The sequence below is a fragment of the Mycobacterium terramassiliense genome (assembly GCF_900157385.1).
Classification (GTDB): Bacteria; Actinomycetota; Actinomycetes; order Mycobacteriales; family Mycobacteriaceae; genus Mycobacterium; species Mycobacterium terramassiliense.
The window spans coordinates 1,088,751-1,112,676 of sequence record NZ_LT717701.1; the positions used below are offsets into that span (position 1 = coordinate 1,088,751).

A 23,926-nucleotide genomic window follows, 5' to 3' on the forward strand; every position below is an offset into this window, starting at 1 on the left:
CTTAAAAGGTGACCGCGTTTTCCTCGGGCAGCACTTGGAAGTCGGTGCTGGTCATCTCGGAAAGCCGGCCGTAGTAGATGCCCCTGGCATCCGGGGCGACGATGCCCTGGTGGATGGGTACCGCGCGGGCCGGTGCCACCGCGCGCAGGTAGTCGACGGCCTCGGCGATCTTCATCCACGGGGCCGCCGCCGGAGTGGCCAAGACGTCCACCGGCTCGTCGGGAACGAAGAGCGCATCGCCGGGATGCATCAGCCTCGCCGGATGCTCTGAGTCGCCGACCAGAAACGAAATGTTCTCTATCACCGGGATTTCCGGATGTATCACGGCGTGCCGGCCGCCGACGGCCCGCACGGTCAGCTGCCCGATCTGCAGCTCGTCGCCGACGTGCACGGCCCGGCACGGCGCACCCAGCTGCTCGGCGGTTTGCGGATCGGCGTAGAGCGCCGCGTCGGGGTTGCCCTCGAGCAGCGACGGGAGCCGCCCGACGTCGACGTGGTCGGGGTGCTGGTGGGTGATCAGGATGGCGCTCAGGCCGGTGATTCCCTCGAAACCGTGCGCGAAGGTACCGGGATCAAAAAGCACACGGGTGTTGTCGAACTCGGCAAGTAGGCATGAGTGGCCGAAATGCGTCAGTTGCATGACTACGATTGTGCCCCGACGAAGGGTGATGCGATGCGGGTGATCCTGGCCACGATGCTGCTCGTCGGTGGCTTCGCGGTGGCCCTGATTGCCGTGATTCCCGCGCAGGCAGACCCGGAGACTTGCCCGACCACCTGCGACCAGATCCCGAATACCGCGTGGATACCGCAGCACGCGGTGCCGCTGGACGCGGTCTACGGCTGGCCCCCGCTGGCCGGTGCGGCGGTCCCCCTGACCGGGACGGGGACGGCGAGGTTTCGGTTCGAGGAGCTGTGTGACTCACCGGCGCTGCCGCGGGATCCCCGCGACTACGCGGTCGCGGCCCGCGTGACGGTGACTCACCCGGACGGTCAGTGGCAGCTGCAGGCTCAGATCCTGCACTGGCGCGGCGACACGGCCCGCGGCGGCCAGCTGGCGGCTTCGGTGTTCAGCACTGCCGTCGGCGCGCTTCGCGCCTGCCAGCAGCGCGCACCGGCGGAGTCGCCGTCGATCACCACCGACGAAACGAACCGGATGGCGGCGGTCATCAGCGGTCCGGTCGTCATGCACACCTACCTGGTCGCCCACGTGGCGAGCAGCACCATCACCGAGCTCACGCTGTGGTCGTCGGGGCCGCCGCAGGTGTCCTGGCCGGCGATGGCGGACGACTCCGTGCTGAACGCACTGACCGCGCCGCTGTGCGACGCCTACATCGCCTCGTGCCCGTGACCCTGCCGGTAGAGTTGGCGCCGAGATGAACTCTGAGGAGGAGCGCCAGTGAGCCGGGTGGTCGTTCATGTGATGCCCAAAGCGGAGATTCTGGACCCGCAGGGTCAGGCGATTGTCGGTGCGCTGGGGCGGCTCGGCCACCCCGGTATCTTAGATGTCAGGCAGGGCAAGCGGTTTGAGCTCGAGGTGGATGACACAATCGGTGACGCCGAGCTCGCCGAGATCGCCGAATCGCTGTTGGCGAACACGGTGATCGAGGACTGGACGATCAGCCGGGAGCCGCAGTGACGGCGCGGATTGGCATCATCACCTTCCCCGGGACGCTCGACGACGTGGACGCCGCCCGCGCGGCGCGGCGCGTCGGGGCCGAGGCGGTCGCTCTGTGGCACGCCGACGCCGACCTCAAGGGAGTCGACGCCGTGGTGGTGCCCGGCGGCTTTTCCTACGGCGACTACCTGCGGGCCGGCGCGATCGCCCGGTTCGCCCCCGTGATGGCCGAAGTGGTCGACGCCGCGGGGCGCGGCATGCCGGTCTTGGGCATTTGCAACGGTTTTCAGGTGCTCTGCGAGGCCGGGCTGCTGCCGGGGGCCCTGACCCGCAACGCGGGGTTGCACTTCGTGTGCCGCGATGTGTGGCTGCGGGTGGCGTCGACCTCGACAGCCTGGACGTCGCGCTTCGAGCCCGATGCGGACCTGCTGGTGCCACTGAAGTCCGGCGAGGGCCGCTACGTTGCGCCGGAGAACGTGGTCGACGAGCTGGAGGGCGAGGGCCGGGTGGTGTTTCGCTACCACGACAACCCCAACGGCTCGCTGCATGACATTGCCGGCATCAGCTCCGCCAACGGTCGCGTCGTCGGGCTGATGCCGCATCCCGAGCACGCCATCGAAGCGCTGACGGGCCCCTCCGACGACGGCCTGGGCCTGTTCTATTCGGCGCTGGACGCCGTGCTGGCCGCTTAGCCGAAAACTCCGCCGCACAGCGGAATTCAGCCAAGCACGGGGAAGCGGCGCTGAGCGGCCAGCCGCCTGAGCGCGGACTCCATCACCCCGCGCACGTGGGCGTCGACCTCGTCGACGTCGGGGTCGTTGCCGAAGCGGACGGTGACATCGATCGGGTCAAGCACCTCGGTGACGATCTTTGCCGGCAGCGGCAGGTTGGGCGGGAAGATCACGCTCGGACCGAACGGGAAGCCGAAGCTCACGGGTAGGATGTCCATGCGGGCCTTGGTGAGCCCCAACTTGCGCGCCAGCCAGTTGCCGCGGGTAAGGAACAGCTGGGTCTCCTGGGCGCCGATGGACACGGTCGGCACGATCGGCACCCCCGCCTCGATGGCGGTCCGCACGTAGCCGGTGCGGCCGTTGAAGTCGATGGTGTTCGCGCTGAAGGTGGGTCGATAGGAGTCGTAATCGCCGCCGGGGAAAACCAGCACGACCGCGCCCGAATGCAGGGCGGTGGCAGCGTTTTCCCGGCTCGCCTCGATGACCCCGAGGCGGCGCAGCCATCCGTCCAGCGGGCCGATGAACAGGCCGTAGTGAGCCAGCGTGTAGACGGGGCGTTCGTAGCCGAACCTGTCGTAGAAGGCCGGCGCGAAGATCAGCACGTCGGGTGTCAGCATGCCGCCCGAGTGGTTGGACACCACGAGCGCCCCACCGGTCGCGGGGACGTTGCCCACGTTGCGCACCTCGGCGCGATACCACCGCTTGACGACGGGTCCCAGAGTCTTGGCGACCTGCCGGATAAGGGCCGAATCCCACTTGACGGTCTCGTCGTTGTGGGCCGCCCGGCGCTGTGTGGCTGTCATTTGCTAGCGGTTGCCCGCTGCGACGGGGGCCTTAAACGTCGGCGCGAGCGTAACGCCACCGCGAAATACCGCCCATGATTTCGCCGTGGCGTTACGCTCAGCCGGCGTCGAGCAGCATCGGATGCCCCGCCGACGGCAATTCGACGGTGGGGGCCAGTTGGCCGAACAGGTCGATCGCGTCCGCGATGGCGGCGTCAACGAAGGATGCGAAGTCGTCGAAAGAAACGCCCTTTCGGATCCATTGCGACCTGCGCGCCACCACGCCGATGCGCTGCGGGTCGGATGATCCGTGCACGATCGCGATGACCCCGCGGTCCTGCGCGTTCCACGTGTCGGCGAAGTGTGTCAGCCAGGGACGGTCGCTGGCGGGGAAAAAACATGCGGGTGTCACCCGGATCATCAGCACGTCGCCGTGCGTCGGGCAGACCTCGAGGTGGACGTGCAGCCTCCGCGGGCGGGTATTGGCGACGTAGAAAAACTCGCCGTCATGGTGGCCCCGGAAATACCGGCTGCCGCGCGTGCACAGGTAGCGTTCGACCAGGTCTGCGCAGAGCGGCTGACTCGTCATGAGTTAGATGGTGAGGCCGGCGGCTTTGCAGATCCTGGGAGCCGAGCTAGCCGCGACCCAAGAAATTGTTGAGAATCGGCTGAGCGAAGCGACGGCTGTGTGCTCGTACCGTTAGTCGCCTTAGTCCCAATAGTGACTTCACCTTTCTACCGTTGGCTAGAGAAGGAACAGGGGGTGTCGTCGTTGACCGCAAATGACCAATCCGGGGGCGCGCATCGTCGGGGCTGGCCGACATGACCACCGCGATGCCTACGCACGCCCTGGGTTCCGGCTACCCGATGAACGGGCATGAGGATGCCGACGGTGAATCGATGCTCAGCGCCGGGACTGCCGTGGCCACCAGAGGCAGGGCACTGGCCTGGCGAGTCGAAACCGCCATGCCGCGCTGGCGACCCAGCGAAGACGAAATCGTGCGCGCTGCGATCACGGTGATACTGGTGGCCCTTGGGACCATCATCGCGCTGGCCGCAATGGCGATTCTGACGATGGGCTAGCGAGGACAGCGGCGCGGCCGCTGCGTTCACGCGCGATCGCGCTCGACTACCCCGGCGCCGTTCTCGGCAGCGTGACCAAAAACGGTACCGCTCTGGCCGATAATGAAATTCGACCACCTCGAGGGGCTTGTCGCCCTCGCCGTAGCTGGTGCGCTCGAGGACCAACACCGGTGACCCCAGCGGCACGCCCAAGGCGCCGGTCACGTCGAGAGACGCGCCGGCGGCGTGAATCTCGTGCCCGGCCCGGGCGACGCGAACTCCGAGCCGCTGCTGCTCATGAGACGAATAAAAACGTCTTGTGGCAGGTTGTCAACGCGGCGCGCCACGCCCGAAGGTGGGGCGAGTGGACTGACAACGCCACACCGATCGGAAGGACTGAACGTGGGATTCGCGGTGGAACGGATCGACCATATCGTGCTGAACTGCCGAGACCTGGAGGCCACCGCGTCGTGGTACGAGCGGGTCCTGGGCATGCGGCGCGAGACGTTCGGGCCTTCGCAGAGAACGGCCGTGTGCTTCGGAAATCAGAAGATCAACCTGCGGCCGGTCGGAGCAATCGACGACGATCCCGACTGGGTCACCGGGTCCGTCGAGGCGGCCGGCTCCGAGGACCTTTGCTTTATCACCGAGGCGACCGCCGACGAGGTGCGCGCCCACCTCGGGGCCTGCGGGGTCGACGTCGTCGCGGGACCAGTAACCAAGGTCGGCGCGCTGGGGCCGATGACCTCGCACTACTGCCGTGACGTCGACGGCAACCTCATCGAAATCGCCGTCTATTGAGACTCTTTGAGCGGATACAGTTCGGGAAGGTTGATCACAACGGCCTCTTGGGTGCTGCGCGCGATCACGACCTCGGCGGACGAATTCGGGTCGGGATTCTCCTCCCGGTGCGGCAGGTACGGCGGGATGAAGACGTAATCGCCGGGCGCGGTGGAGATGCGAACCTCCCCAACGCCGTTATGGAAGACGAACTCCGGGTTGCCGCTTCGCACGTAGATCGCGGTTTCCGAATCGCCGTGATGGTGGTTCGACGACACTGTTGCCGGTGACGCGTGTGTCTCGCCCATCCACAGCTTCTCGGCGCCCACCGACGTGCCGGACAGCGCGGCAAACCGGCGCAGGCCCTCCGATTGCGCGGTGTCGGAACTGAGGTCCGACGCCTTGATGTGGTGCACCCGGTTGCGGGTGAGCTCCGCCGCTGCCGCATCGTCGAAGTCGGGATGAAATCCGTCTGGAGTCGCCATGGCTCAATTATCGTCCGCGGCGTCCCGATAGGCCTCGAGCAGTCGGAGCCACAGTTCGCTGACCGTGGGGAAGCAGGGGACCGCGTGCCACAGCCGGTGGACGGGCACCTGGCCGGCCACGGCGATGGTGGCCGAGTGCAGCATCTCGGTCACCCCGGGACCGACCAGCGTCACACCGAGCAGGTGGCCGCGATCCGCATCGACCACCATCCGCGCCCGACCGGCGTATCCGTCCGCGTAGAGCTTGGCTCCCATGACGACGTCTCCGATCTCCACGTCGACCGTGCGGATCTGGTGGCCGGCGTCCTCGGCCTGCCGTGCGGTCAGCCCGACGGCGGCTGCTTCGGGGTCGGTGAAGAAGGCCTGGGGCACGGCGTAGTGGTCGGCGGTGGTCGCGTGCACGCCCCACGGCGAGGTGTCCAAGGGCTGTCCCGCGGCGCGGGCCCCGATCGCCGCACCGGCGATGCGCCCTTGGTACTTGCCCTGATGGGTGAGCAGGGCCCGGTGATTGACGTCGCCCGCCCCATAGAGCCACCCGTCCTCGATGGCCCGCACACGGCAGGTGTCGTCGACGTCGAACCAGCTGCCTGGTGTCAGCCCGACCGTCTCGAGGCCGATGTCGTCGGTGAGCGGCGCCCGCCCCGTGGCGAAAAGTACTTCGCTGACCGCCAATTCGGATCCGTCGCCCAATTCGAGGACCGCGCGTCCGCCCTCGGCGCGACGCAGCCCGCGCACCGATGCCCCCAGGCGGACGTCCACGCCGGATTCGGCCAGCCCGCGGGCGATGAGTTCGCCCACGAAGGGCTCCATCCGCGGCAGCAGTCCCGAACCGCGAGCCAGCAGGGTCACCTGGGAGCCCAATCCTTGCCAGGCGGTGGCCATTTCGACGCCCACGCCGCCGGCGCCGACAACGGCGAGCCGCTCCGGGACATAGCTGCTGCCCGTGGCCTCGCGGTTAGTCCACGGTTTGGCCTCGGTGATGCCGGGCAGGTCGGGGAGCGCGGGCCGGCTGCCGGTGCAGACCACGACCGCATGCCGCGCCGTCAGCACCGGCTGCTCGCCGCCGGGCGTGCTGACGGCGACTCGTCGGGGACCGGCCAGCCGCCCGTGCCCGCGTATCAGGGTGGCGCCGATTCCTCTCACCCAGTCGGCTTGGCCGCTGTCGTCCCAGTCGCTGACGTAGCGGTCGCGCCGACCGAAGACGCCCGCGCTGCTGATCGAACCGCTGACCGCCTCGCGCGCGCCGTCGACCCGACGGGCGTCGGAGACGGCGATGACCGGCCGCAGCAACGCTTTACTGGGTACGCAGGCCCAATATGAACACTCGCCACCGACGAGTTCGCGCTCGACCACCGCAACGTGCAGCCCAGCGGCGCGCGCGCGGTCGGCGACGTTCTGCCCGATCGGCCCGGCCCCGAGCACAATGACGTCGTAGTCCCGTCCGATGTCTGCGGCCATGGTCGAAGTTCCTTCCCCGAGTTGTCCGTAGGTTTTCTATCCCCCGACGAGGCGCTCGGCCAGCTCGCGCAGGTCGCTTACCACGAGGGTCGGTTGGGGCAGCCCGTCGACGGGCAACGGTGGATTGCCCGGTCGGGTGATCAGGGCCGAGCTATAGCCGACATGTTGCGCGCCGAGGGTGTCCCACACGTGTGCGGCCACCATCATGCAATCAGCCGGAGCGACGCCCAGTGTCTCGCAGACGTACCGGTACACCGCCGGAGCGGGCTTGAAGGCGCGACGGGCATCGACGCTCAACTGTAGTTCGAAGAAGTCGCCCAGCCCGGAATTCTGCAGCGCCGTCGGCCCGTTCGGGTTGGGCGGCGAGTTGGTCAGGGTGACGAGGCGGAATCCGTTGTCGCGCAGGGTGGCAAGCCCGTCCGCAGCATCCGGGTACGCCGGCATGGTAAGCAGGGCGGTCTTCAGGCGACGCAGGTCGGCGTCTGTGATGGCGACGTCGTAGATGTCGCCGATCATCCGCAGCACGCCCTGGGCGAGCGTCGAGAAGTCGACATAATTGCCCGCCAAGGTGACGGTCATCGAGTACATGACAAGCTGGGAAAACCATTCGCGAAGCACCCGCTCGTCACCGAACTTCTCTCCGAAAATCGGTGCCAGCGACTCGATATCCACCAACGTCTCATTGACGTCGAAGACAAGCACGGACGGTGTCGGCATGGCTGGGCCTCAGCATTCTCAACGGAGCGTTCCGGGCGCAAGCACCCGATCAGACTCATACAATTATCGCCACGCAGGGCCCTCGCCGGGCGCCGTCATCCCGTCCTCCCGGTGGTCGCCCTCCCGAGCACTTCATCGGTATCCAGGCCTCGGTCAACACCGTGGGGTATGACGGTTTGGCCCGGCTCCAGCCGGAGCTGTCTGCCGTCGAGATACACGTCGATCTTGTCGGGTTCGAAGGACACCAGATTGGCTACCCGCCCCACCTCCGGCCAGGCGTCGACGTAGGACCAGGCGGCGCGCTTGCGGCCGCCGATGTCGTAATACGAGCAGATCCCCTTGTACGGGCAGAAGGTCTGGAGCGCGACAAGCTCGAGGGCGCTCTCGTCGATGTCCTTCCTGGGCACATACCACCGGGGCGCGAAGCCGGATTCGTACAACGCCAACGGAAGCGTCGTGTCCGCGATCACCCGGTCGCCGACCCGGACGACGAGATGGCGTGAAGTGGAACGGATGTCGATGCGGTGATAGGCGTCGGCGGCATGCCCGACGATTCGGTCGTCTTCCTCGTAGAAGGCGTCCATGGCGCGCCAGGCGAATGCCAGCCGCCCGTCCAGAACCGCCGCGTGCGGCGGCAGCGCGGTGTGTTGCCAGGCGGCGTGACTGGCGTCTCGCTCCGGAACTTTGACGGTGAACCACTGGGTGTCGCCGAGGTCGCGGTGCTGCGTGACCCGGTCTTCGGCGACCATAATTCCCGGCTCGACATCGCCGAGGGGAAAGTAGGCAACCGGGTAGCGGCCCGGTTCGTGTAGCAGGATGACGTCGTCACTTTCGGCGATCCGCCGGTCGGCGAAGCACACCCCCATGCGCCGCCGGAGCGGCTCGACGAACAACAACCGCGGCGGCAGCGGCTGCTCAGTGAGGAAGTGTCCTATCGATCCGGATGCCAATGGTCCTTGCTGCCATGCCAAACCCATCGTCGTATTCCTCTCCCCGAAATCGATTGCTCAGTCGGCTGTTTCGGCTGTGCATCAACCCACCACGACGACCATCTTGCCGCCGGCTTCTCCCGACTCCATGACTCGGTGCGCTTCGCGAATGTCGTCGAAGGAGAAGACACGTGACGGTTTCGCTTCGAGCTTGCCCTCGGCGACCCGTCGGGCAATACCTTGCAGGGGCACGTCCGACAGCGGGAAACCCGGCATCCCAAATACGAAGCTGCCGAAGAAGTTCCAGTTCACGCCGCTGGCCATGCGCAGCAACGGGTTGAAATCCCCGATGGGGTCCAGCCCGCCCAGCCAGCCCGCCAGGCAGGCCGTGCCGCCGCGACGCAGCATGTCGAGGGAGTCGAGGATGGTGCTGTTCCCGACGAGGTCCAGCACGGCGTCGATCTCCTTTGCCTCCGGGAGCTGCGCGGCAAGGTCGGGCTGCTCCAGCTCGACGCGCGATGCGCCCAGTTCCTCGAGCATGCAAAAGCGTCCGCGGCTCCGCGTGGTGGCGATGACGCGAGCGCCGGCGGCGACGGCCATCTTGAGCGCGGCCTGCCCGAGCGACGACGTCGCGCCGCGCAGCACCAGCGTCTGTCCGGCATCAAGGTCGAGGTTGCGGAAGAGGCATGTCCATGCGACCGCATAGGTTTCGGGCAGCGCCGCCAAGTCCGACCAAGGCAGGTCGGACTCGACGCGTGCGACGTTCGCCGCACGCACGCGGGTGTATTCGGCGTAGCTGCCGTTGATGGTTCGGCCCAAACCGCCCATCAACGCCGCGACCTTCGCTCCGACCGGGAACTCGCCCCCCGGACAGGACTCGACGACGCCGACGCATTCGATGCCGCTGACCTCGGCGGCCTCGGCCCATTCCCCGCGCCGCATGTGCATCTCGGCGTGGTTGATTCCGAATCCCTTCACCGCGATCACCACCTCGCCGTCCTTGGGCAGCGGCTTGGGGATGTCGGTGTACACGAGGCTGTCCAGGCCGCCGAAGCCTTTGAGCACGATCGCCCGCATGGTTTCCCCACCCGGCCGCTCGCGCACCATCGACGGCGCGGTGGGTAGGTCGGGTGACTCGGGGGCGGACACTAGCTGCCTCTTCTTTCGGATATCTCGACAGGTGACGCGGCACTGGCCCCGATCACGCCCCGCCGTACGCACATGTTGAATGGGCCAACTAACCCAATATTATGGGCCAGAAGACCCAATATGTCCAGGGTGGGCCGCCGGTAATCCGGTCAGGATTTAGCTGGGCGGCGCGCCCTGCGCGGCGCGGGAGGCGCCGCGAATAAGCGCACGTAGTCGACGCCGGCGTTGACAGCGACCCGCAGCGGGTCGGGATCACCGGTCGCGTAGGTGACCATCGCGCCGCCCTGGTGTGCGACAACCAGCGACACGGCCAGGTGTCGCGGGTCGGCGTCGGGGCGCAGGTCGCCACGGCGCTGCATCGCCGTGAGGCCGGCCTGAAACAGCCCGATCCACTGGTCGTAGCCGGTGGAAAGATCGTCGTGCAGCTCATCGTCGGCGTCGATCAGCTCACCGGCCAACGAGCCGTAGACGCAACCGCCGACGCGGTACACGGCGTCGATGTCGGCCACGCACGCATCGGCCCACGCCTGCAGAGCATCGATGCTGTCGAGCCCGCCCAACGACGGTTGGGTATGGAAGGCCCGTACATCGTCGCGCCGGGCGGCGACGACGTGGCGGGTCAGGTCGCGTTTGTCGTCGAAGTAGTGCGAGATCTGCGATCCACCCACGCCGGCGAGGCGGCGCACCTGGTCGATGCTGGTGTTGGCGACGCCGCGCTCGAACATCAGGCGGGCGGCGACCCCGACGATCCGGGCCCGGGTCGCCATTCCCTTGCGGGTGAACCGCGCTGCACCGTCGTCAGCCATGTCGGCGCCCGCGGCGACCCCGGGCGGGCCGCGGAACCCGTTCGGCGGCATCGGTGGCGAACGTCCGCAGATAGTTGACCGCGAAGCGGACGGCGTCGGCGTGCGGCCATTCCGCCCAATAGGTGAAGGCCAGGGTGCCTCCCCCCTGGTGAGCGCTGACGATGACCAGCGCCACCCGTCGTGGATCGGCATCCCGGACCACCGCGCCGTCGTCTTTCATCCGCTGGATCGCCTCCTCGAGCAGCTCGACCCACTGCCAATAGCCCCACCCCAGCGTCTCGCGCGTTGCTTCGTCGGACTTCGCCAGCTGCGCCACCAGGGCGTGGTAGGTCGGCGTGCCGAAGTATCCGATCTGCCTGAGGTAGCGCAAGTTGAGGTCGATCCAGCGCTCGAAGTCGTCGAATGACCGCAGGCCGTGCAGCCTGGGTTGGCGGTGAAAATCGAGGACCACGCCGATCTGACGCCGGATCACCGCGCGAATAAGTGCGCTCTTGTCGGTGAAATAGTGCGCGAGCTGCGAGCCGCTGACCGACGCCGCCCTGCGCACGTTCTCCATGTTCGACGCGGACAGGCCCTCGGTGACGATCAGCTGGGCGGCCGCATCCACGATTCGGTCACGGGTGGCGCGCCCCTTGGCGGTCAACCGTTGTTCGGCGTGAACATCGGGATGGACCATCGCGACAGGCTAACCCGCGGGCCTCGCGAGCTATGGGATATTCAACCCATTGGTGCCCGCGCGCCCGCGGGCCCATCAGGCGGCCGCGGGGACCTTCGCGAGGAAGTTGCGGATCAGCTCGGCGACTTCGTCCAGTGCGGACTCGAGCAGGAAGTGCCCGCCGTCGAGGAGGTGGATCTCCGCGTCGGGTAAGTCGTCGGCGAACGCCTCGGCGCCGGCGGGGCCGAAGATTTCGTCACCCCGGCCCCACGCCGCCAGCAGCGGCACCCGGGTCGCGCGGAAGTACTCGTGGAGGCGGGGATAGAGCGGGGCGTTGGTGGCGTAGTCGCGCAGCAGCTTCAGCTGCACTTCGTCGTTGCCGGGGCGGGAGATCAGCGCGTAGTCGTGATGCCACGATTCCGGGTCGACCAGGCTCTCGTCGGGGACGCCGGTGAGGTATTGCCACCGGGTGGCGTCGAGCGTGAGGAACTGCCGTACGGCGGCCTCGGTGTCGGGCGTCGGCTCGTTTTGATAGGCCCACACGACCTTCCAGAAGCTGTCGACGAATCCGGCGTCGTAACCGTTTCCGTTCTGGGTGATGATCGCCGTGATGGCGGACGGATCTCGCAGTGCCAGCCGCCAGCCGATGGGCGCGCCGTAGTCCTGTACGTACATGGCGTGTCGATCGATGCCGAGCGAGCGCAGCAGTCCCTCGGTCAGGTCGGTGAGCGCATCGAAGGTGTAGTCGAACTCCTCGACCGGCGGCGCGTCCGAGAGCCCGAAGCCGAGGTGGTCGGGCGCGATCACGTGGTGGCGGTCGGCGAGCGCCGGTATCAGGTTCCGGAACATGTAGGAGCTGGTCGGAAACCCGTGCAAGAGGACTAGCGCGGGGGCGTCGGCGTCGCCGGCCTCGCGGAAGAACAGTCGATGGCCGTCGACGGTGGCGTAGCGATGATGGACGGTCGCCATGGGGAATCCTCCTGGGCTCAGGCGCAATTGGCGTCGAGCGCCAGCGCGGCGTTCGACGAAAGCTCCCGAACCGCGCTGGTGCGATTATGGGTTATCCAACCCATTATGCATCAAAGTGGTCGTGTGCAACAGCCCATGGCACCGGTATGTTGCCGTGCTCATCCGTCCTGGCATATTCTGGGCTGGCTATCCCAGTTCGGGAGATCGGGTGTGTGCCCGCCAGACCGGGGAGCGAGCGCAGGGTGGGTAACGCGTCGCGGGATGACCTAGGCTCTTCCCGGGGCACCAAGGAGACACAGTGGGCAGGCTCGTTTCGATCAACGTGGGCATGCCCAAGGACGTCCAATGGCGGGGCAAAACGGTCTTCACCGGGATATGGAAGACCCCGGTCCAGGGGCCGGTCATGGTGCGCCGCCTCAACCTCGACGGCGACGGCCAGGGCGACCTGGGCGGCCACGGCGGTGAACAGCGCGCGGTCATGGTCTATCAGGTGGAGTCGTACGAGTTCTGGAGGACGTACCTGGGTCGCGACGACCTGGGGCCCGGCCAGTTCGGTGAAAATTTCACCATCACCGGGCTCGGTGACGACGAGGTCTGCATCGGCGACCGCTACCGCATCGGTGAGGCGGAATTCGAGGTCACCCAGCCGCGTGTTACCTGCTTCCGGGTCGGTATGCGCCTGGGCGAACCCAAGATGCCCAATCTGCTTGTCTCCCAGCACCGCCCGGGATTCTATTTCCGGGTGATCAGCGAGGGCACGGTTCGCGCCGGCGACGACATCGTGCGGACCCGGCGTGGCCGTCATGAGCTCAGCGTCGCCGACGTCGACGCGCTGTTGTACCTGCCGAACCGCAACGACGAGCAACTTCGGAAGGTCGTCGACGTCGCCGCGCTCAGCCCCGGCTGGCAACAGTCCTTCCGTGACATGCTGGCCGGGCCAGGGAGCGCCGCGGCGCCTCCGATCGGAGTCGAACCGTCCTGGGCCGGATTTCGCCCGTTGCGGGTCACCCAGATACACCGGGAAAGCCCCCAGGTGCTGTCGATTCGCCTCGAGTCCGAGGACCGCGCCGCCTTGCCCCCGCCGCTACCGGGCCAATACCTGCCGGTGCGGCTTGCCGGAGCCGGCGAACCCGCGCCGCTGCGCAGCTACTCGCTGTCGGGTGACCCCGCCGCGGGGGAGTACCGGATCAGCGTCAAGCGCGAGGATCACGGCCTGGTGAGCCGCTGGCTGCACGCCCACATCCAGCCGGGATCGGTGATCGAGGCGGCCGCGCCGCGCGGCGATTTCTACCTCACCGAGGACAACGGCCCGGTCGTCCTCTTTTCGGCCGGAATCGGCGCCACCCCTGTCCTGGCGATGCTGCACGCGCTGTCGGCGGCCGGTAGCGGCCGCGACGTCTGGTGGCTGCACACCAGCCGCAATCCCGAAACCGAGCCATTTGCAACCGAAGTCACCGCCCTCATCGACCCGTTGCCCCACGCTCATCGTCGCGTCTTCTACACCGAGACGCAGGGCCGCCTCGACCAGGAGTCGATCGCGGCGCTGGGCCTGCCGCCGGAGGCCACCGTCTACCTCTGCGGCCCAACACAATTCATGGCAGACATCCGCGAATACCTCGCGGCCGCCGGCTTGGACCCCGCACGCATTCACAGCGAACTCTTCGGTGCCCTGCCAGCGATCAACCCCGGTGTTGTCGAAACCGGAGAACGCCGAACGCCCCATCCACCCGACGGCACGCCGGGCGCCGGGCCGTCGATCAGCTTCGCGCGCAGCGGGCTGACGGTCAATTGGTCACCGGACTACGCGAGCATCCTCGACCTCGCCGAGGCGTGCGATGTCCCGACGCGTTTCGCCTGCCGAAGCGGTGTGTGCCACGTGTGCGTCACCGGCATCGTTTCGGGGACGACGACATACCTGCAACCACCGCTGGAGGATCCCGGCGAGGGCAAGGTGCTGATCTGCTCGGCCGCGCCGTGCAGTGATCTCGTGTTGGACCTCTGAAGGCCGTCGAGCCGTTATGGGGCGATCGCCAGTTGTCCGCCGTTGGCCTGCACGATCGCGCCGTTGATGTAGCTGGCCTGCGGAGACGCCAAAAACGTGACGGCATTGGCGATTTCGTCGGGCCCGGCTACCCGGCCGAGCGTGGTTACCGTGGCGAAGCTTTCGGCGAGGCCGGGGGTGGCCGCGGTTCCGGGCGTTTCGGTCGGCCCGGCCTGCACAGCATTCACCCGCACCCCGGACCGGCCGAATTCGTCGGCCCAAACCCGGGTCAGCAGTTCGACACCGGCCTTGCTGGCGCCGTACACGCCGCCCATCCGCGCCGGAACCGCGGCGGCAATGGTGCTCAGGTTGACGACGACGCCCCCGCCCCGCGCGGCCATACCGGGCACGAGTTGCGCGACCAAGATGTAGGGGGCGCGCAGGTTGATGTTGATGTGTTCGTCGAAGAACGCGTCGTCGGTGTCGGCGGTTGTCCCGAACTTGTACACACCGGCGTTGTTGATCAGGATGTCGACCGGGCCAACCTCGGCCGCCAGGCGCCGGACGTCGTCGGCCTCGGCAAGGTCGGCCGCGACGAAACGCGCTTTGCCGCCGGCATTTTGGATTTCCTGCACCGTCTTGGCGCCGCGTTCGGCACTGCGCCCGTGCACCACCACCTCGGCGCCGAGCGCGGCGAGTTGCAGCGCGACGGCCCGCCCGATGCCTGCGGTGGCGCCGGTGACCAGTGCAATCGAACCCTCAAGAGTTTTTGTCATCGGAGCCCTCCTCGACGAATTAGTGCACATACCGCAGCCAACAGCGCCTCCGCCCACCCATTTAATTCCGCCGCCGGCGGCCGGGCTATCGGCGTTGCTGATGGCGGCCATTAACTAAGCTGAGCGGATAGCGGAAGGAGTTGGCCAGGAACGGCTACCAGCCATGGAGTTGCGAGAACTTAGTGCCTTTGTCGCCGTCGTGGAAGAGGGCGGCATGTCGGCGGCCTCTCGCCGGCTGCACGTGAGCCAATCGGCGATTTCCCAGACCGTGAGCGCTCTCGAGCGCGAAATCGGGGTTCGGCTGCTGGAGCGCGTCAGCACCGGCGTGCGGCCCACCGAGGCGGGCGTGGCCCTGCTCGGGGAGGCGCGCGCCGTCCTGGCCCGGTACCGGCAGGCGGTGCGCACGATGTCCAGCTATGGCGGCGAGGCCAGCGGGGTCATCAGGCTGGGCATCCCGCTGGAGTTGGCCTCGCACGTGCTGCCCGGAGCGCTCGCCAAGTTCGCGGCCGAGGCGCCCGAGACGCGAGTCGTTCCGCGTCATCTATCGACGGCCGCGCAATTCGCCGCACTGCGCGACGACGAGCTCGATGTCGGCCTGGTGCGCGAGCGTCCCACCGGGTCCGAATTCGACGCGATGCTGGTGGCCCGCGAAAGCCTTGGCGTCCTTCTGGATTCGTCGATCGCCGCGGGCCGCGTCGGGCCCGGTGGGATCTCCCTGAACGACCTGAAAGACCTACGGTGGACGGGTTTTCCGCGGTCGAGCAGTCCGGCCTGGTACGACGAGCTCACGGCGGCGCTGCGCAGCCACGGCATCGAAACCGGGCCGCCCGCACCGGACGGGCACGTGCTGATCGCCGACGTGAAGTTCGCCGCGGTGAGCGGCGGTCATGCCTTCGCGCTTGCACCGGCGGACCAGCCTCGACCGTTGCCGGACAACGTGACATGGGCCCCGCTGGTCGGACGCCCCCTGGAGCGCCGCACCTGGGTGGTGTGGCCGGCCGACTCGCGCCGCCGCGATATCGGCCGGCTCGTCGCTTCGTTCGAGCTGCCCGACGACGGTTGAGCAGCCCGGCGAGGCTACCTGACGATCGAGCGGCGCCCGGCGGCACGGAGCGAATCGGCGAGCAGTCCCGTCCGCTATCGCTAACCGCGGTAACGGATATCGATGAATCCGATAGCCGTCGATGAACTCCTACGGCGCCAGGCAGACCGACGCTTCGGCGGTGTAGCACAAGAACGTCAGGGTCTCCTGCAGATATAGCTGCACGGTCTCGGCGTCGTGGCGCAGGTACCCGATCGCGACGTCGGTGCCCAGCTGCAGATCGAAGTCGCCGCCGCGCGTGGTCAGCACGAAGGCGCCGTCGATGGCCGGCGCCCAGATGATGTCCCCGTCCACCAAGCGGTTCAGGTGCTCGCGGATGGGATATCCGTGTTCGGTGGTCTCACTCACCTTGGTGTAGACGTCGGCGGCCAACAGCACCGAGTACGGGCCGTCGACGCCGGCCAGCCGCAGGCCGGTCAACGCCTGCGAGATGACGTCGGGCATGTCGCGGGGATCCTCGGGCAGCGTCAGCGGAGGGTTGGAGCTGCACCCGCGGATGCCGTCGATCGACCCGGCGGCGTAGCCCTCGAAGATGGCGCGGTCCTCGACGAACGCCAGCTTCTTGGCCGCGGCCTTCACCGGGTCCCAGTCGGAGTCCTGCGCGCCACGTTCGACGTTGTCGATTTCGTAGCGTGACAGGGTGAACGGAACACGCAGGCGGACAAGGGGTTTGCTGGCCCGCAGGTGCGCCTCCACGCCATCGGTGGGCGCCTCGACATCGAGCAGCCGGCCGGTGCTGACCGACGCGGTGACCGGCCCACCGGGTTCGCTGACGTCGACGACGCGCCGCCCAGCGATGTGGCGCTTGAAGGTTCGGGTGGCCTCCAATTCGATTTCGGCCCAGGCGGCTTCGGTGACCGGTGCCAGGTCGCGGTAGAGGTTGTTCATCGAGTGGTTCCTTTCAGGCTGCCGATCGCGAGTGAGCCGTCGTCAGATGCCGGGGCGGCCGGCCGCGCCGTCACCAGCGGCGCGGGCAACGGCGGTGGGTCGTCGAGGAAATCGGCGGTGGGGGAGAAGAACAGGCCGCCGGTGATCGCGGTGGAGAAGTCCAGGATGCGGTCGGTGTTGCCGGGCGGATCGCCGAGGAACATGTTCTCCAGCATCTGCTCGGTGACCCGCGGCGTTCGTGAATACCCGATGAAGTACGTGCCGTATTCGCCCTTGCCCAGCTCACCGAAGGGCATGTTGTGCCGCAAGATCTTCAGCTCGGTGCCATCGTCGTCTTCGATGACGTTCAGGGCGATGTGGGCGTTGGCCGGCTTGTCGTCGTCGCCGAGTTCGATGTCTTCCAGCTTGGTCCGGCCGATCACCAGTTCCTGCTCGGTGACCGACAGCGCGTTCCACGCCGACATGTCGTGCACGTACTTCTGCACGTGCACGTAGCACGAGCCCGCGAAGTCGGGATCCTCATCACCGATGGCGGTGGCGCTGACGGCCAGTGGGCCATCGGGATTCTCGGTGCCGTCGACGAACCCCAGCAGGTCGCGGTTGTCGAAGTAGCGGAACCCGTGCACCTCGTCGACCACGGTGACCGCGCCGGCCATCGCCCGCAGGATGCGGTCGGCCAGCTCGAAACAGACGTCCAAGCTCTCGGCCCGGATGTGCAACAACAGGTCCCCGGGCGTGGCCGGGGCGGTGTGGCGCGGGCCGTTCAGCGCGGTGAAGGGACGCAGTTCGGCGGGACGCGGCCCGGAAAACAGGCGATCCCAGGCGTCGGAGCCGATCGAGGCGATCGCCGACAACCGTTTCGGCGGCTCGCGGAAGCCGATCGCGCGCACCAATCCGGAGATCTTCGGCAGCGCGTCGTGCACCGTCGCCTCCCCGCCGTCGTCGATGGTGACAACGAGAAACATGGCGGCGGGTGTCAACGGCTGGAGGATGGGTTGCGGCTGGACCGGAGGCACTCTGGCAACCCTAGCGTGAAGTCCTCGGCGCCCGACAGCCATGATGGTCAACATGCCGGCCGGAGCCGCAGGCCTCTGCGAATTCATCGACGCATCCCCGTCGCCGTTTCACGCCTGCGCCACGGCGGCCGCCCGGCTGGCCGCGTCCGGCTACGCCGAACTCGCCGAGACCGACCGTTGGCCCGGGCAACCCGGCCGCTACTTCATCGTGCGGGGCGGCTCGCTGGTCGCCTGGAACTCCGAGGGGGCCGACGGTCCTTTCCGAATCGTCGGCGCGCACACCGACAGCCCCAACCTGCGGGTCAAGCAGCACCCGGACCGGCTGGTCGCCGGCTGGCGGGTGGTGGCGCTGGAGCCGTACGGCGGCGCGTGGCTGAACTCCTGGCTGGACCGCGACCTGGGCATCAGCGGGCGGCTGTCGGTGCGGGACGGGAACGGGATCGACCATCGGCTGGTCCGGATCGACGACCCGATCTTGCGGGTGCCGCAGCTGGCGATCCACTTGGCCGAGGACCGCAAATCCGTGACTCTGGACCCGCAGCGACACGTCAACGCGGTCTGGGGCGTTGGGGAACAACGGGGTTCGTTCATCGACTACGTCGCCGAGCGGGCGGGAGTGGCGGCGAGAGATGTGCTGAGCGCCGACCTGATGACGCACGACCTGACCCCGTCGGCGGTGATCGGCGCCGACGCCGGACTGCTCAGCGCGCCCCGGCTGGACAACCAGGCCAGCTGCTACGCGGGGACGGAGGCGTTGGTCTCCGCCGGCCCGGCGGCGTTCGTGCCGGTGCTGGTGCTCTTCGACCACGAGGAGGTGGGATCGACCTCCGACCGCGGCGCGCAGTCCAACCTGCTGAGCGCCGTGCTGGAGCGGATCGTGTTGGCCGCGGGCGGGGACCGGGAGGACTTCCTGCGCCGGCTGCCGGCGTCGCTGTTGGCTTCGGCCGACATGGCGCACGCCACCCACCCCAACTACCCGGAACGGCACGAGCCCGGCCACCTGATCGAGGTGAACGCCGGGCCGGTGCTCAAGGTGCACCCCAATCTGCGCTATGCCACCGACGGGCGCACCGCGGCGGCGTTCGAGCTGGCCTGCCGGCAGGCCGGGGTGGTACTGCAACGTTACGAGCACCGCGCCGACCTGCCGTGCGGCTCGACGATCGGGCCGCTGGCCGCCGCGCGCACCGGCATCCCGACCGTCGATGTCGGGGCCCCACAGCTGGCCATGCATTCCGCGCGGGAGTTGATGGGCGCGCAGGACGTGGCCGCCTATTCGGCGGCGCTGCAAGCCTTTCTGTCGCCGCGCTGACCTACGATCCGGCCATGACGCTCAACGTAGAAATGGTCACCTTCGACTGCAGCGATCCCGCGGGGCTGGCCGGTTGGTGGGCCGAGCAGTTCGGTGGGACGACGCACGTCATCCTCGCCGAGGAGTTCGTCGCGGTGATTTTTCCGGAAGGGCTGCGGCTCGGCTTCCAGAAGGTGCCGGATCCCACGCCCGGAAAGAACCGGGTGCACCTCGACTTGGGTGCGGCCGACGTCGACGCCGAGGTGGCGCGGCTGACGGCGGCCGGGGCAACCGAACTGGGACGGCACAACTTCGGTGACAAATTCCGCTGGGTGGTGCTGGCCGATCCCGAGGGCAACGCCTTTTGCGTGGTGCGCCAGTGAGTGTGCGCCCACGGCGTTCGGTGTGCGCGTAGGGCGGGAAAATCGCCGGATTTTCGCCGTCGGCGCACACATAAGTACGTGAGCGCACACTCGAGCCCCGGCCGCCGTTCAGCCCCGGGGGAGGATCGGCGGGTCGTAGCGGATCACGTTCTCCACGACGATCCCGTCGCGGGTGCGAACCCGGTCGATCCCGCGGATGCGGAACGGCCCGTCGGGCCCGGTACCCCGGCCGACGTAGTGCAAAAACACCAGCTCCTCACCCGCGACGGGGCCGGGCACGGTGGCGCTGTCGATGACCTCGAGCTTCAAATCCGGTGCGGCGTCGAGTATTTCGGCGATCTTGGCCGTGTAGGGCTCGATGCCCCGGACCGGTTCGGCATCGCCCGGCCAGTAGCCCACGATGTCGTCGGCCAGGATGTCGAAGCCGCGCGACATGGTGGGCGCCGCCCAGTACGCGGCGAACACCTCGGCGCTGAACTTGGGGACGGATTGGATGTCGGTCATCGTTCCTCCTTGGGTCGGGCGCTCCGATCGAGCGCGTCCCGCCAAGCGTGTCGCGGCGGCGTGCGGCGGCACAATTACCTCCGAGGTCATCGCTACCGGTACACCGGCGTGGTTACCGTGGCTTGGTGAGCCACGCGGCGGTCGGTGCCCTGTTGCGCGAATGGCGGGAGCGTCGACGCGTGAGTCAGCTCGACCTGTCGCTGACCGTCGGGGTGTCGGCGCGGCACCTGAGCTTCATCGAGACGGGGCGCTCGCGCCCCAGCCCGGAGATGGTGCTCGCCCTCGCCGAGGGTCTCGACGTTCCGCTGCGCGAGCAAAACACGCTGCTGCTTGCGGCCGGCTTCGCGCCCCGTTACCCGTCGCGTCCGCTGGAGGATGCCGCGCTGTCCCCGGCCCGCGACGCGGTGCAGCGCCTCCTCGATGCCCACGACCCCTACCCCGGCATCGTGATCGACCGCTGCTGGAACATCGTGGGAACCAATACCGCCGCGTCCGCGCTGACCGCGGGCCTGCCCGACGATCTGCTCGGCCCACCGGCCAACGTCTACCGGCTGTCGCTGCACCCCGACGGCCTCGCCGGGCGGACCCTGAATTTCCCCGAGTGGGCGGGTTATCTGCTGCACCAGCTCCGGCGCACGATCGCGCTCACCGGCGACCCGGGGTTGCAGGCGCTCGACGACGAGGTGCGCGGGTATCCGGGGGTCGCGGGCGCCGCCACGGCGCGCGGCGCGTCACCGGACGGCGCCGGCGGGCTGCTCATCCCCTTCGTGCTGGACGTCGGCGGGGGGCAACCGCTGTCGATGTTCACCACGCTGACGACGTTCGGGACCCCACTCGATGTCACGCTCGCCGAATTGGCCGTCGAGCTGTTCTATCCGGCCGACGCCGAAAGCGCCAGGCTGCTGCGCGGCAGGTAGCGCTCTTACACTGGTCGGGTGACTGTCTCCGGGACGAGCGCGCGCACCCACACCGTCGACACCGTCGAACACGCCGCCACCACGCCCGACCAGCCGCAACCCTTCCACGAGCTGGGCCTCAAAGACGACGAGTACCAGCGGATCCGCGAGATCCTGGGCCGCCGGCCCACCGACACCGAGCTCGCGATGTACTCGGTGATGTGGAGCGAGCACTGCTCCTACAAGTCCTCGAAGGTGCACCTGCGCTACTTCGGTGAGACCACCACCGACGAGATGCGCGCGGGCATGCTCGCCGGCATCGGCGAGAACGCCGGCGTCGTCGACATCGGCGACGGCTGGGCGGTCACCTTCAAGGTGGAGTCGCACAACCACCCGTCCTACGTCGAGCCGTACCAGGGCGCGGCGACCGGCGTGGGCGGCATCGTGCGCGACATCATGGCGATGGGCGCGCGGCCGGTCGCCGTGATGGACCAGCTGCGGTTCGGCGCCGCCGACGCCCCGGACACCCGCCGCGTGGTCGACGGCGTGGTGCGCGGCATCGGCGGCTACGGCAACTCGCTGGGCCTGCCCAACATCGGCGGCGAGACCGTCTTCGACGCGTGCTACGCCGGCAACCCGTTGGTGAACGCGATGTGCGTCGGCGTATTGCGCCAGGAGGATTTGCATTTGGCGTTCGCCTCGGGTGCCGGCAACAAGATCATCCTGTTCGGCGCGCGCACGGGGCTGGACGGCATCGGCGGCGTGTCGGTGCTGGCGTCGGACACGTTCGACAGCACCGGATCCCGCAAGAAGCTGCCCTCGGTTCAGGTGGGCGACCCCTTCATGGAGAAGGTGCTCATCGAGTGCTGCCTCGAGCTGTACGCGGGCGGGCTGGTGATCGGCATCCAGGACCTCGGCGGGGCCGGATTGGCCTGCGCCACTTCCGAATTGGCATCGGCCGGGGACGGTGGTATGGCCGTCCAACTCGACGCGGTGCCGCTGCGGGCCAAGGAGATGACACCCGCCGAGGTGCTCTGCAGCGAGTCGCAGGAGCGCATGTGCGCGGTGGTGGCCCCGGAGAACGTGGACGCCTTCATGGCGGTGTGCCGCAAATGGGAAGTGCTGGCCACCGTCATCGGCGAGGTCACCGACGGCGACCGGTTGCGGATCACCTGGCGCGGCGAGACCGTCGTGGACGTGCCGCCGCGCACCGTGGCCCACGAGGGGCCGGTGTACCAGCGGCCGGTCGCGCGCCCCGAATCGCAGGACGCCCTGAACGCGGACCGCTCGACGGGCCTGCCGCGTCCTTCCACCGGCGACGAGCTGCGCGCGACTTTGCTTGCGCTGCTGGGCAGTCCGCATCTGTGCAGCCGCGCGTTCATCACCGAGCAGTACGACCGCTACGTGCGAGGCAACACCGTGCTGGCCGAGCATGCCGACGGCGGCGTGCTGCGCGTCGACGAGTCGACCGGCCGCGGCATCGCGGTGTCGACCGACGCGTCGGGGCGCTACACGCTGCTGGACCCCTACGCCGGGGCCCAGCTCGCGCTGGCCGAGGCGTACCGCAACGTCGCCGTCACGGGTGCGACCCCGGTCGCGGTGACCAACTGCCTCAACTTCGGTTCGCCCGAGGACCCGGGGGTGATGTGGCAGTTCTCGCAGGCGGTGCGGGGCCTGGCCGATGGTTGTGCGGCCCTTGGGATTCCGGTGACCGGCGGCAACGTCAGCTTTTACAACCAAACCGGGTCGGCGGCGATCCTGCCCACGCCGGTGGTGGGCGTGCTCGGCGTGATCGATGACGTCGCCCGGCGCATCCCCACCGGCCTGGGCACCGAACCGGGCGAAACCCTGCTGCTGCTGGGCGACACCCGCGACGAGTTCGACGGTTCCGTCTGGGCCCAGGTGACCGCCGACCACCTGGGCGGTCTGCCGCCCCGGGTCGACCTGGCGCGGGAAAAGTTGCTGGCCGAGGTGCTGGCCTCGGCGTCGCGCGACGGGCTGGTATCCGCCGCACACGACCTGTCCGAGGGCGGCTTAGCCCAGGCCATCGTCGAGTCGGCGCTGGCGGGTGAAACCGGTTGCCGCATCGTGCTTCCCGAGGACGCCGACCCCTTCGTGACATTGTTCTCGGAGTCGGCGGGCCGGGTGCTGGTGGCGGTGCCGCGCACCGAGGAGAGCCGCTTCCGCGCGATGTGCGAGGCGCGGGGGCTGCCCGCGGTGCGCATCGGCGTCGTCGATCAGGACTCGGACGCGGTGGAGATTCAGGGCTTGTTCACGGTGTCCCTGGCGCAACTGCGCGAGACGTCAGAGTCGGTGCTGCCGCGTTTCTTTGGATGAGGCGGCTCAACGCGCTGTCATTGGCCGTCTCAATGGCCACCGCGCTCGTCGGCTGGAGCTTTGTCAGCCCGCGGCTACCCGCCGTCGCGCGTGTCACCCTGCAGGCGGTGGTGGGCGCGCTGCTGATCGCGGTGACGCGTGCGCCGCTGGGCCTCCGCCCGCCGCGGCTGTGGGCGGGGGTACGGCTGGGGTCGGTGGCCGGTTCGGTGGCGACGACCGCGATCGCCGCCTCGACGGCGGTGCCCGCCGTGCGCGCTGGGATGGCCGTGCGCGAACCCCCGGCGTCGGCGCCCGCGTGGCTGTTGCTGCGGATCCCGCTGGGCACGGTCTGGGCCGAGGAGGCGGCCTTCCGCTCGGCGCTGGGCGCCGCCGGCGCCGCCGCGTTCGGCACGCGCGGCGGAAGGTTGCTGCAGGCAAGCGCCTTCGGCCTGTCCCACATCGCCGACGCCCGCGCGGCGGGCGACCCGGTGGTGGGGACCGTACTGGTCACCGGCGTCGCGGGCTGGGTGTTCGGCTGGCTTGCCGAGCGCTCCGGCAGCCTCGCCGCGCCGATGCTGGCGCATCTGGCGATCAACGAGGCCGGCGCAGTCGCCGCGCTGACCGTGCGACGCTAGGGC

The 23,926-nt window shown here is 68.5% G+C and carries 27 protein-coding genes and 1 pseudogene; 12 read left to right on the forward strand and 16 right to left on the reverse strand.

The genetic code is table 11. The annotated features are described in order from the left end of the window. Position 1: 1 nt before the first annotated feature. Positions 2-640, reverse strand: coding sequence for an MBL fold metallo-hydrolase (locus MTAB308_RS19850; RefSeq protein ID WP_066916036.1), 639 nt, complete (start codon positions 638-640; stop codon positions 2-4). Between MTAB308_RS19850 and MTAB308_RS19855 the strand changes: the two genes are divergently transcribed. Genes MTAB308_RS19855 through purQ form a run of 3 tightly spaced genes read left to right on the forward strand, consistent with a single transcriptional unit; the run spans position 617 to position 2,307 of the window. Continuing rightward, positions 617-1,348, forward strand: coding sequence for an ATPase (locus tag MTAB308_RS19855; RefSeq protein WP_211145755.1), 732 nt, complete (start codon positions 617-619; stop codon positions 1,346-1,348). The two genes, MTAB308_RS19850 and MTAB308_RS19855, sit on opposite strands and share 24 nt — an antisense overlap. Before the next feature lie 48 nt (positions 1,349-1,396). Beyond that, complete coding sequence (purS, locus tag MTAB308_RS19860; RefSeq protein ID WP_066916032.1) at positions 1,397-1,636, forward strand: phosphoribosylformylglycinamidine synthase subunit PurS; 240 nt, start codon at positions 1,397-1,399, stop codon at positions 1,634-1,636. Next, on the forward strand, positions 1,633-2,307 hold the full coding sequence (gene purQ, locus MTAB308_RS19865) for a phosphoribosylformylglycinamidine synthase subunit PurQ (protein WP_066916030.1): 675 nt from the start codon (positions 1,633-1,635) through the stop codon (positions 2,305-2,307). Before purS ends, purQ begins: the two co-directional genes overlap by 4 nt. A 26-nt stretch (positions 2,308-2,333) precedes the next feature. On the opposite strand, the gene MTAB308_RS19870 is transcribed toward purQ, so the two are convergent. Further along, positions 2,334-3,149 carry a lysophospholipid acyltransferase family protein gene (locus tag MTAB308_RS19870; RefSeq protein ID WP_066916028.1) on the reverse strand — a complete coding sequence of 272 codons (816 nt, stop codon included), beginning with the start codon at positions 3,147-3,149 and terminating at the stop codon, positions 2,334-2,336. A gap of 97 nt (positions 3,150-3,246) precedes the next feature. Then, positions 3,247-3,717, reverse strand: coding sequence for a YbjN domain-containing protein (locus tag MTAB308_RS19875; protein ID WP_066916027.1), 471 nt, complete (start codon positions 3,715-3,717; stop codon positions 3,247-3,249). A gap of 233 nt (positions 3,718-3,950) precedes the next feature. On the opposite strand from MTAB308_RS19875, the gene MTAB308_RS19880 reads away from it, so the two are divergent. Continuing rightward, positions 3,951-4,211 carry a hypothetical protein gene (locus MTAB308_RS19880; RefSeq protein ID WP_066916026.1) on the forward strand — a complete coding sequence of 87 codons (261 nt, stop codon included), beginning with the start codon at positions 3,951-3,953 and terminating at the stop codon, positions 4,209-4,211. A gap of 46 nt (positions 4,212-4,257) precedes the next feature. Here MTAB308_RS19880 and MTAB308_RS19885 read toward each other — a convergent pair. Then, a pseudogene (locus MTAB308_RS19885) lies at positions 4,258-4,484 on the reverse strand (UTRA domain-containing protein); the annotation flags it as partial. Positions 4,485-4,592: 108 nt separating this feature from the next. Between MTAB308_RS19885 and MTAB308_RS19890 the strand changes: the two are divergent. Beyond that, a complete protein-coding gene (locus MTAB308_RS19890) occupies positions 4,593-4,991 on the forward strand; it encodes a VOC family protein (RefSeq protein ID WP_066916025.1) in 399 nt (132 codons plus the stop codon). Here MTAB308_RS19890 and MTAB308_RS19895 read toward each other — a convergent pair. The 8 genes from MTAB308_RS19895 to MTAB308_RS19930 form a co-directional block, all read right to left on the reverse strand. Next, entirely contained in the window at positions 4,985-5,455 is a 471-nt protein-coding gene (locus MTAB308_RS19895) for a cupin domain-containing protein (RefSeq protein ID WP_066916023.1), read from the reverse strand. The genes MTAB308_RS19890 and MTAB308_RS19895 overlap by 7 nt on opposite strands. Positions 5,456-5,458: 3 nt before the next feature. Continuing rightward, entirely contained in the window at positions 5,459-6,913 is a 1,455-nt protein-coding gene (locus MTAB308_RS19900) for a dihydrolipoyl dehydrogenase family protein (RefSeq protein WP_077101433.1), read from the reverse strand. Between the two features lie 36 nt (positions 6,914-6,949). Beyond that, positions 6,950-7,630, reverse strand: a complete 681-nt coding sequence (locus MTAB308_RS19905) for a haloacid dehalogenase type II (RefSeq protein ID WP_066916019.1) — start codon at positions 7,628-7,630, stop codon at positions 6,950-6,952. Positions 7,631-7,725: 95 nt separating this feature from the next. Next, on the reverse strand, positions 7,726-8,607 hold the full coding sequence (locus tag MTAB308_RS19910) for a DUF427 domain-containing protein (RefSeq protein WP_077101434.1): 882 nt from the start codon (positions 8,605-8,607) through the stop codon (positions 7,726-7,728). A gap of 54 nt (positions 8,608-8,661) precedes the next feature. Next, positions 8,662-9,708, reverse strand: a complete 1,047-nt coding sequence (locus MTAB308_RS19915) for a zinc-binding alcohol dehydrogenase family protein (RefSeq protein WP_077101436.1) — start codon at positions 9,706-9,708, stop codon at positions 8,662-8,664. A 149-nt stretch (positions 9,709-9,857) separates the two neighbouring features. Beyond that, positions 9,858-10,514 carry a TetR/AcrR family transcriptional regulator gene (locus MTAB308_RS19920; RefSeq protein WP_066916094.1) on the reverse strand — a complete coding sequence of 219 codons (657 nt, stop codon included), beginning with the start codon at positions 10,512-10,514 and terminating at the stop codon, positions 9,858-9,860. Next, positions 10,507-11,190: a TetR/AcrR family transcriptional regulator gene (locus MTAB308_RS19925; RefSeq protein WP_077101438.1), complete on the reverse strand. Its 684-nt coding sequence runs from the start codon at positions 11,188-11,190 to the stop codon at positions 10,507-10,509. Before MTAB308_RS19925 ends, MTAB308_RS19920 begins: the two co-directional genes overlap by 8 nt. A gap of 75 nt (positions 11,191-11,265) precedes the next feature. Next, positions 11,266-12,138 carry an alpha/beta fold hydrolase gene (locus tag MTAB308_RS19930; protein WP_066916011.1) on the reverse strand — a complete coding sequence of 291 codons (873 nt, stop codon included), beginning with the start codon at positions 12,136-12,138 and terminating at the stop codon, positions 11,266-11,268. A 298-nt stretch (positions 12,139-12,436) separates the two neighbouring features. On the opposite strand from MTAB308_RS19930, the gene MTAB308_RS19935 reads away from it, so the two are divergent. Then, positions 12,437-14,140 carry an MOSC domain-containing protein gene (locus MTAB308_RS19935; protein ID WP_077101440.1) on the forward strand — a complete coding sequence of 568 codons (1,704 nt, stop codon included), beginning with the start codon at positions 12,437-12,439 and terminating at the stop codon, positions 14,138-14,140. 14 nt (positions 14,141-14,154) lie between these two features. On the opposite strand, the gene MTAB308_RS19940 is transcribed toward MTAB308_RS19935, so the two are convergent. Then, positions 14,155-14,895, reverse strand: a complete 741-nt coding sequence (locus MTAB308_RS19940; RefSeq protein ID WP_077101442.1) for an SDR family NAD(P)-dependent oxidoreductase — start codon at positions 14,893-14,895, stop codon at positions 14,155-14,157. Positions 14,896-15,058: 163 nt separating this feature from the next. Between MTAB308_RS19940 and MTAB308_RS19945 the strand changes: the two genes are divergently transcribed. Then, positions 15,059-15,958 (forward strand): LysR family transcriptional regulator, encoded by a 900-nt coding sequence (locus MTAB308_RS19945; protein ID WP_077101443.1) that lies wholly within the window; start codon positions 15,059-15,061, stop codon positions 15,956-15,958. 129 nt (positions 15,959-16,087) lie between these two features. Here MTAB308_RS19945 and MTAB308_RS19950 read toward each other — a convergent pair whose 3' ends face one another. Next, complete coding sequence (locus MTAB308_RS19950; protein WP_066916003.1) at positions 16,088-16,885, reverse strand: family 1 encapsulin nanocompartment shell protein; 798 nt, start codon at positions 16,883-16,885, stop codon at positions 16,088-16,090. Next, positions 16,882-17,943 (reverse strand): Dyp-type peroxidase, encoded by a 1,062-nt coding sequence (locus MTAB308_RS19955; RefSeq protein ID WP_216823684.1) that lies wholly within the window; start codon positions 17,941-17,943, stop codon positions 16,882-16,884. Before MTAB308_RS19955 ends, MTAB308_RS19950 begins: the two co-directional genes overlap by 4 nt. Positions 17,944-17,953: 10 nt before the next feature. On the opposite strand from MTAB308_RS19955, the gene MTAB308_RS19960 reads away from it, so the two are divergent. After that, positions 17,954-19,210, forward strand: a complete 1,257-nt coding sequence (locus tag MTAB308_RS19960) for a M18 family aminopeptidase (protein ID WP_173842211.1) — start codon at positions 17,954-17,956, stop codon at positions 19,208-19,210. A gap of 14 nt (positions 19,211-19,224) precedes the next feature. After that, positions 19,225-19,572 (forward strand): VOC family protein, encoded by a 348-nt coding sequence (locus tag MTAB308_RS19965; protein WP_077101447.1) that lies wholly within the window; start codon positions 19,225-19,227, stop codon positions 19,570-19,572. 108 nt (positions 19,573-19,680) lie between these two features. Here MTAB308_RS19965 and MTAB308_RS19970 read toward each other — a convergent pair whose 3' ends face one another. Then, a complete protein-coding gene (locus MTAB308_RS19970) occupies positions 19,681-20,076 on the reverse strand; it encodes a nuclear transport factor 2 family protein (RefSeq protein ID WP_077101449.1) in 396 nt (131 codons plus the stop codon). Positions 20,077-20,201: 125 nt separating this feature from the next. On the opposite strand from MTAB308_RS19970, the gene MTAB308_RS19975 reads away from it, so the two are divergent. The 3 genes from MTAB308_RS19975 to MTAB308_RS19985 are packed head-to-tail and all read left to right on the forward strand — an operon-like array spanning position 20,202 to position 23,923. Beyond that, positions 20,202-20,993, forward strand: coding sequence for a helix-turn-helix domain-containing protein (locus tag MTAB308_RS19975; protein WP_077101452.1), 792 nt, complete (start codon positions 20,202-20,204; stop codon positions 20,991-20,993). Between the two features lie 18 nt (positions 20,994-21,011). Further along, positions 21,012-23,309: a phosphoribosylformylglycinamidine synthase subunit PurL gene (gene purL, locus MTAB308_RS19980; RefSeq protein WP_077101454.1), complete on the forward strand. Its 2,298-nt coding sequence runs from the start codon at positions 21,012-21,014 to the stop codon at positions 23,307-23,309. Further along, entirely contained in the window at positions 23,306-23,923 is a 618-nt protein-coding gene (locus tag MTAB308_RS19985) for an Rv0804 family intramembrane glutamic endopeptidase (protein WP_077101456.1), read from the forward strand. Before purL ends, MTAB308_RS19985 begins: the two co-directional genes overlap by 4 nt. Positions 23,924-23,926 lie beyond the last annotated feature (3 nt).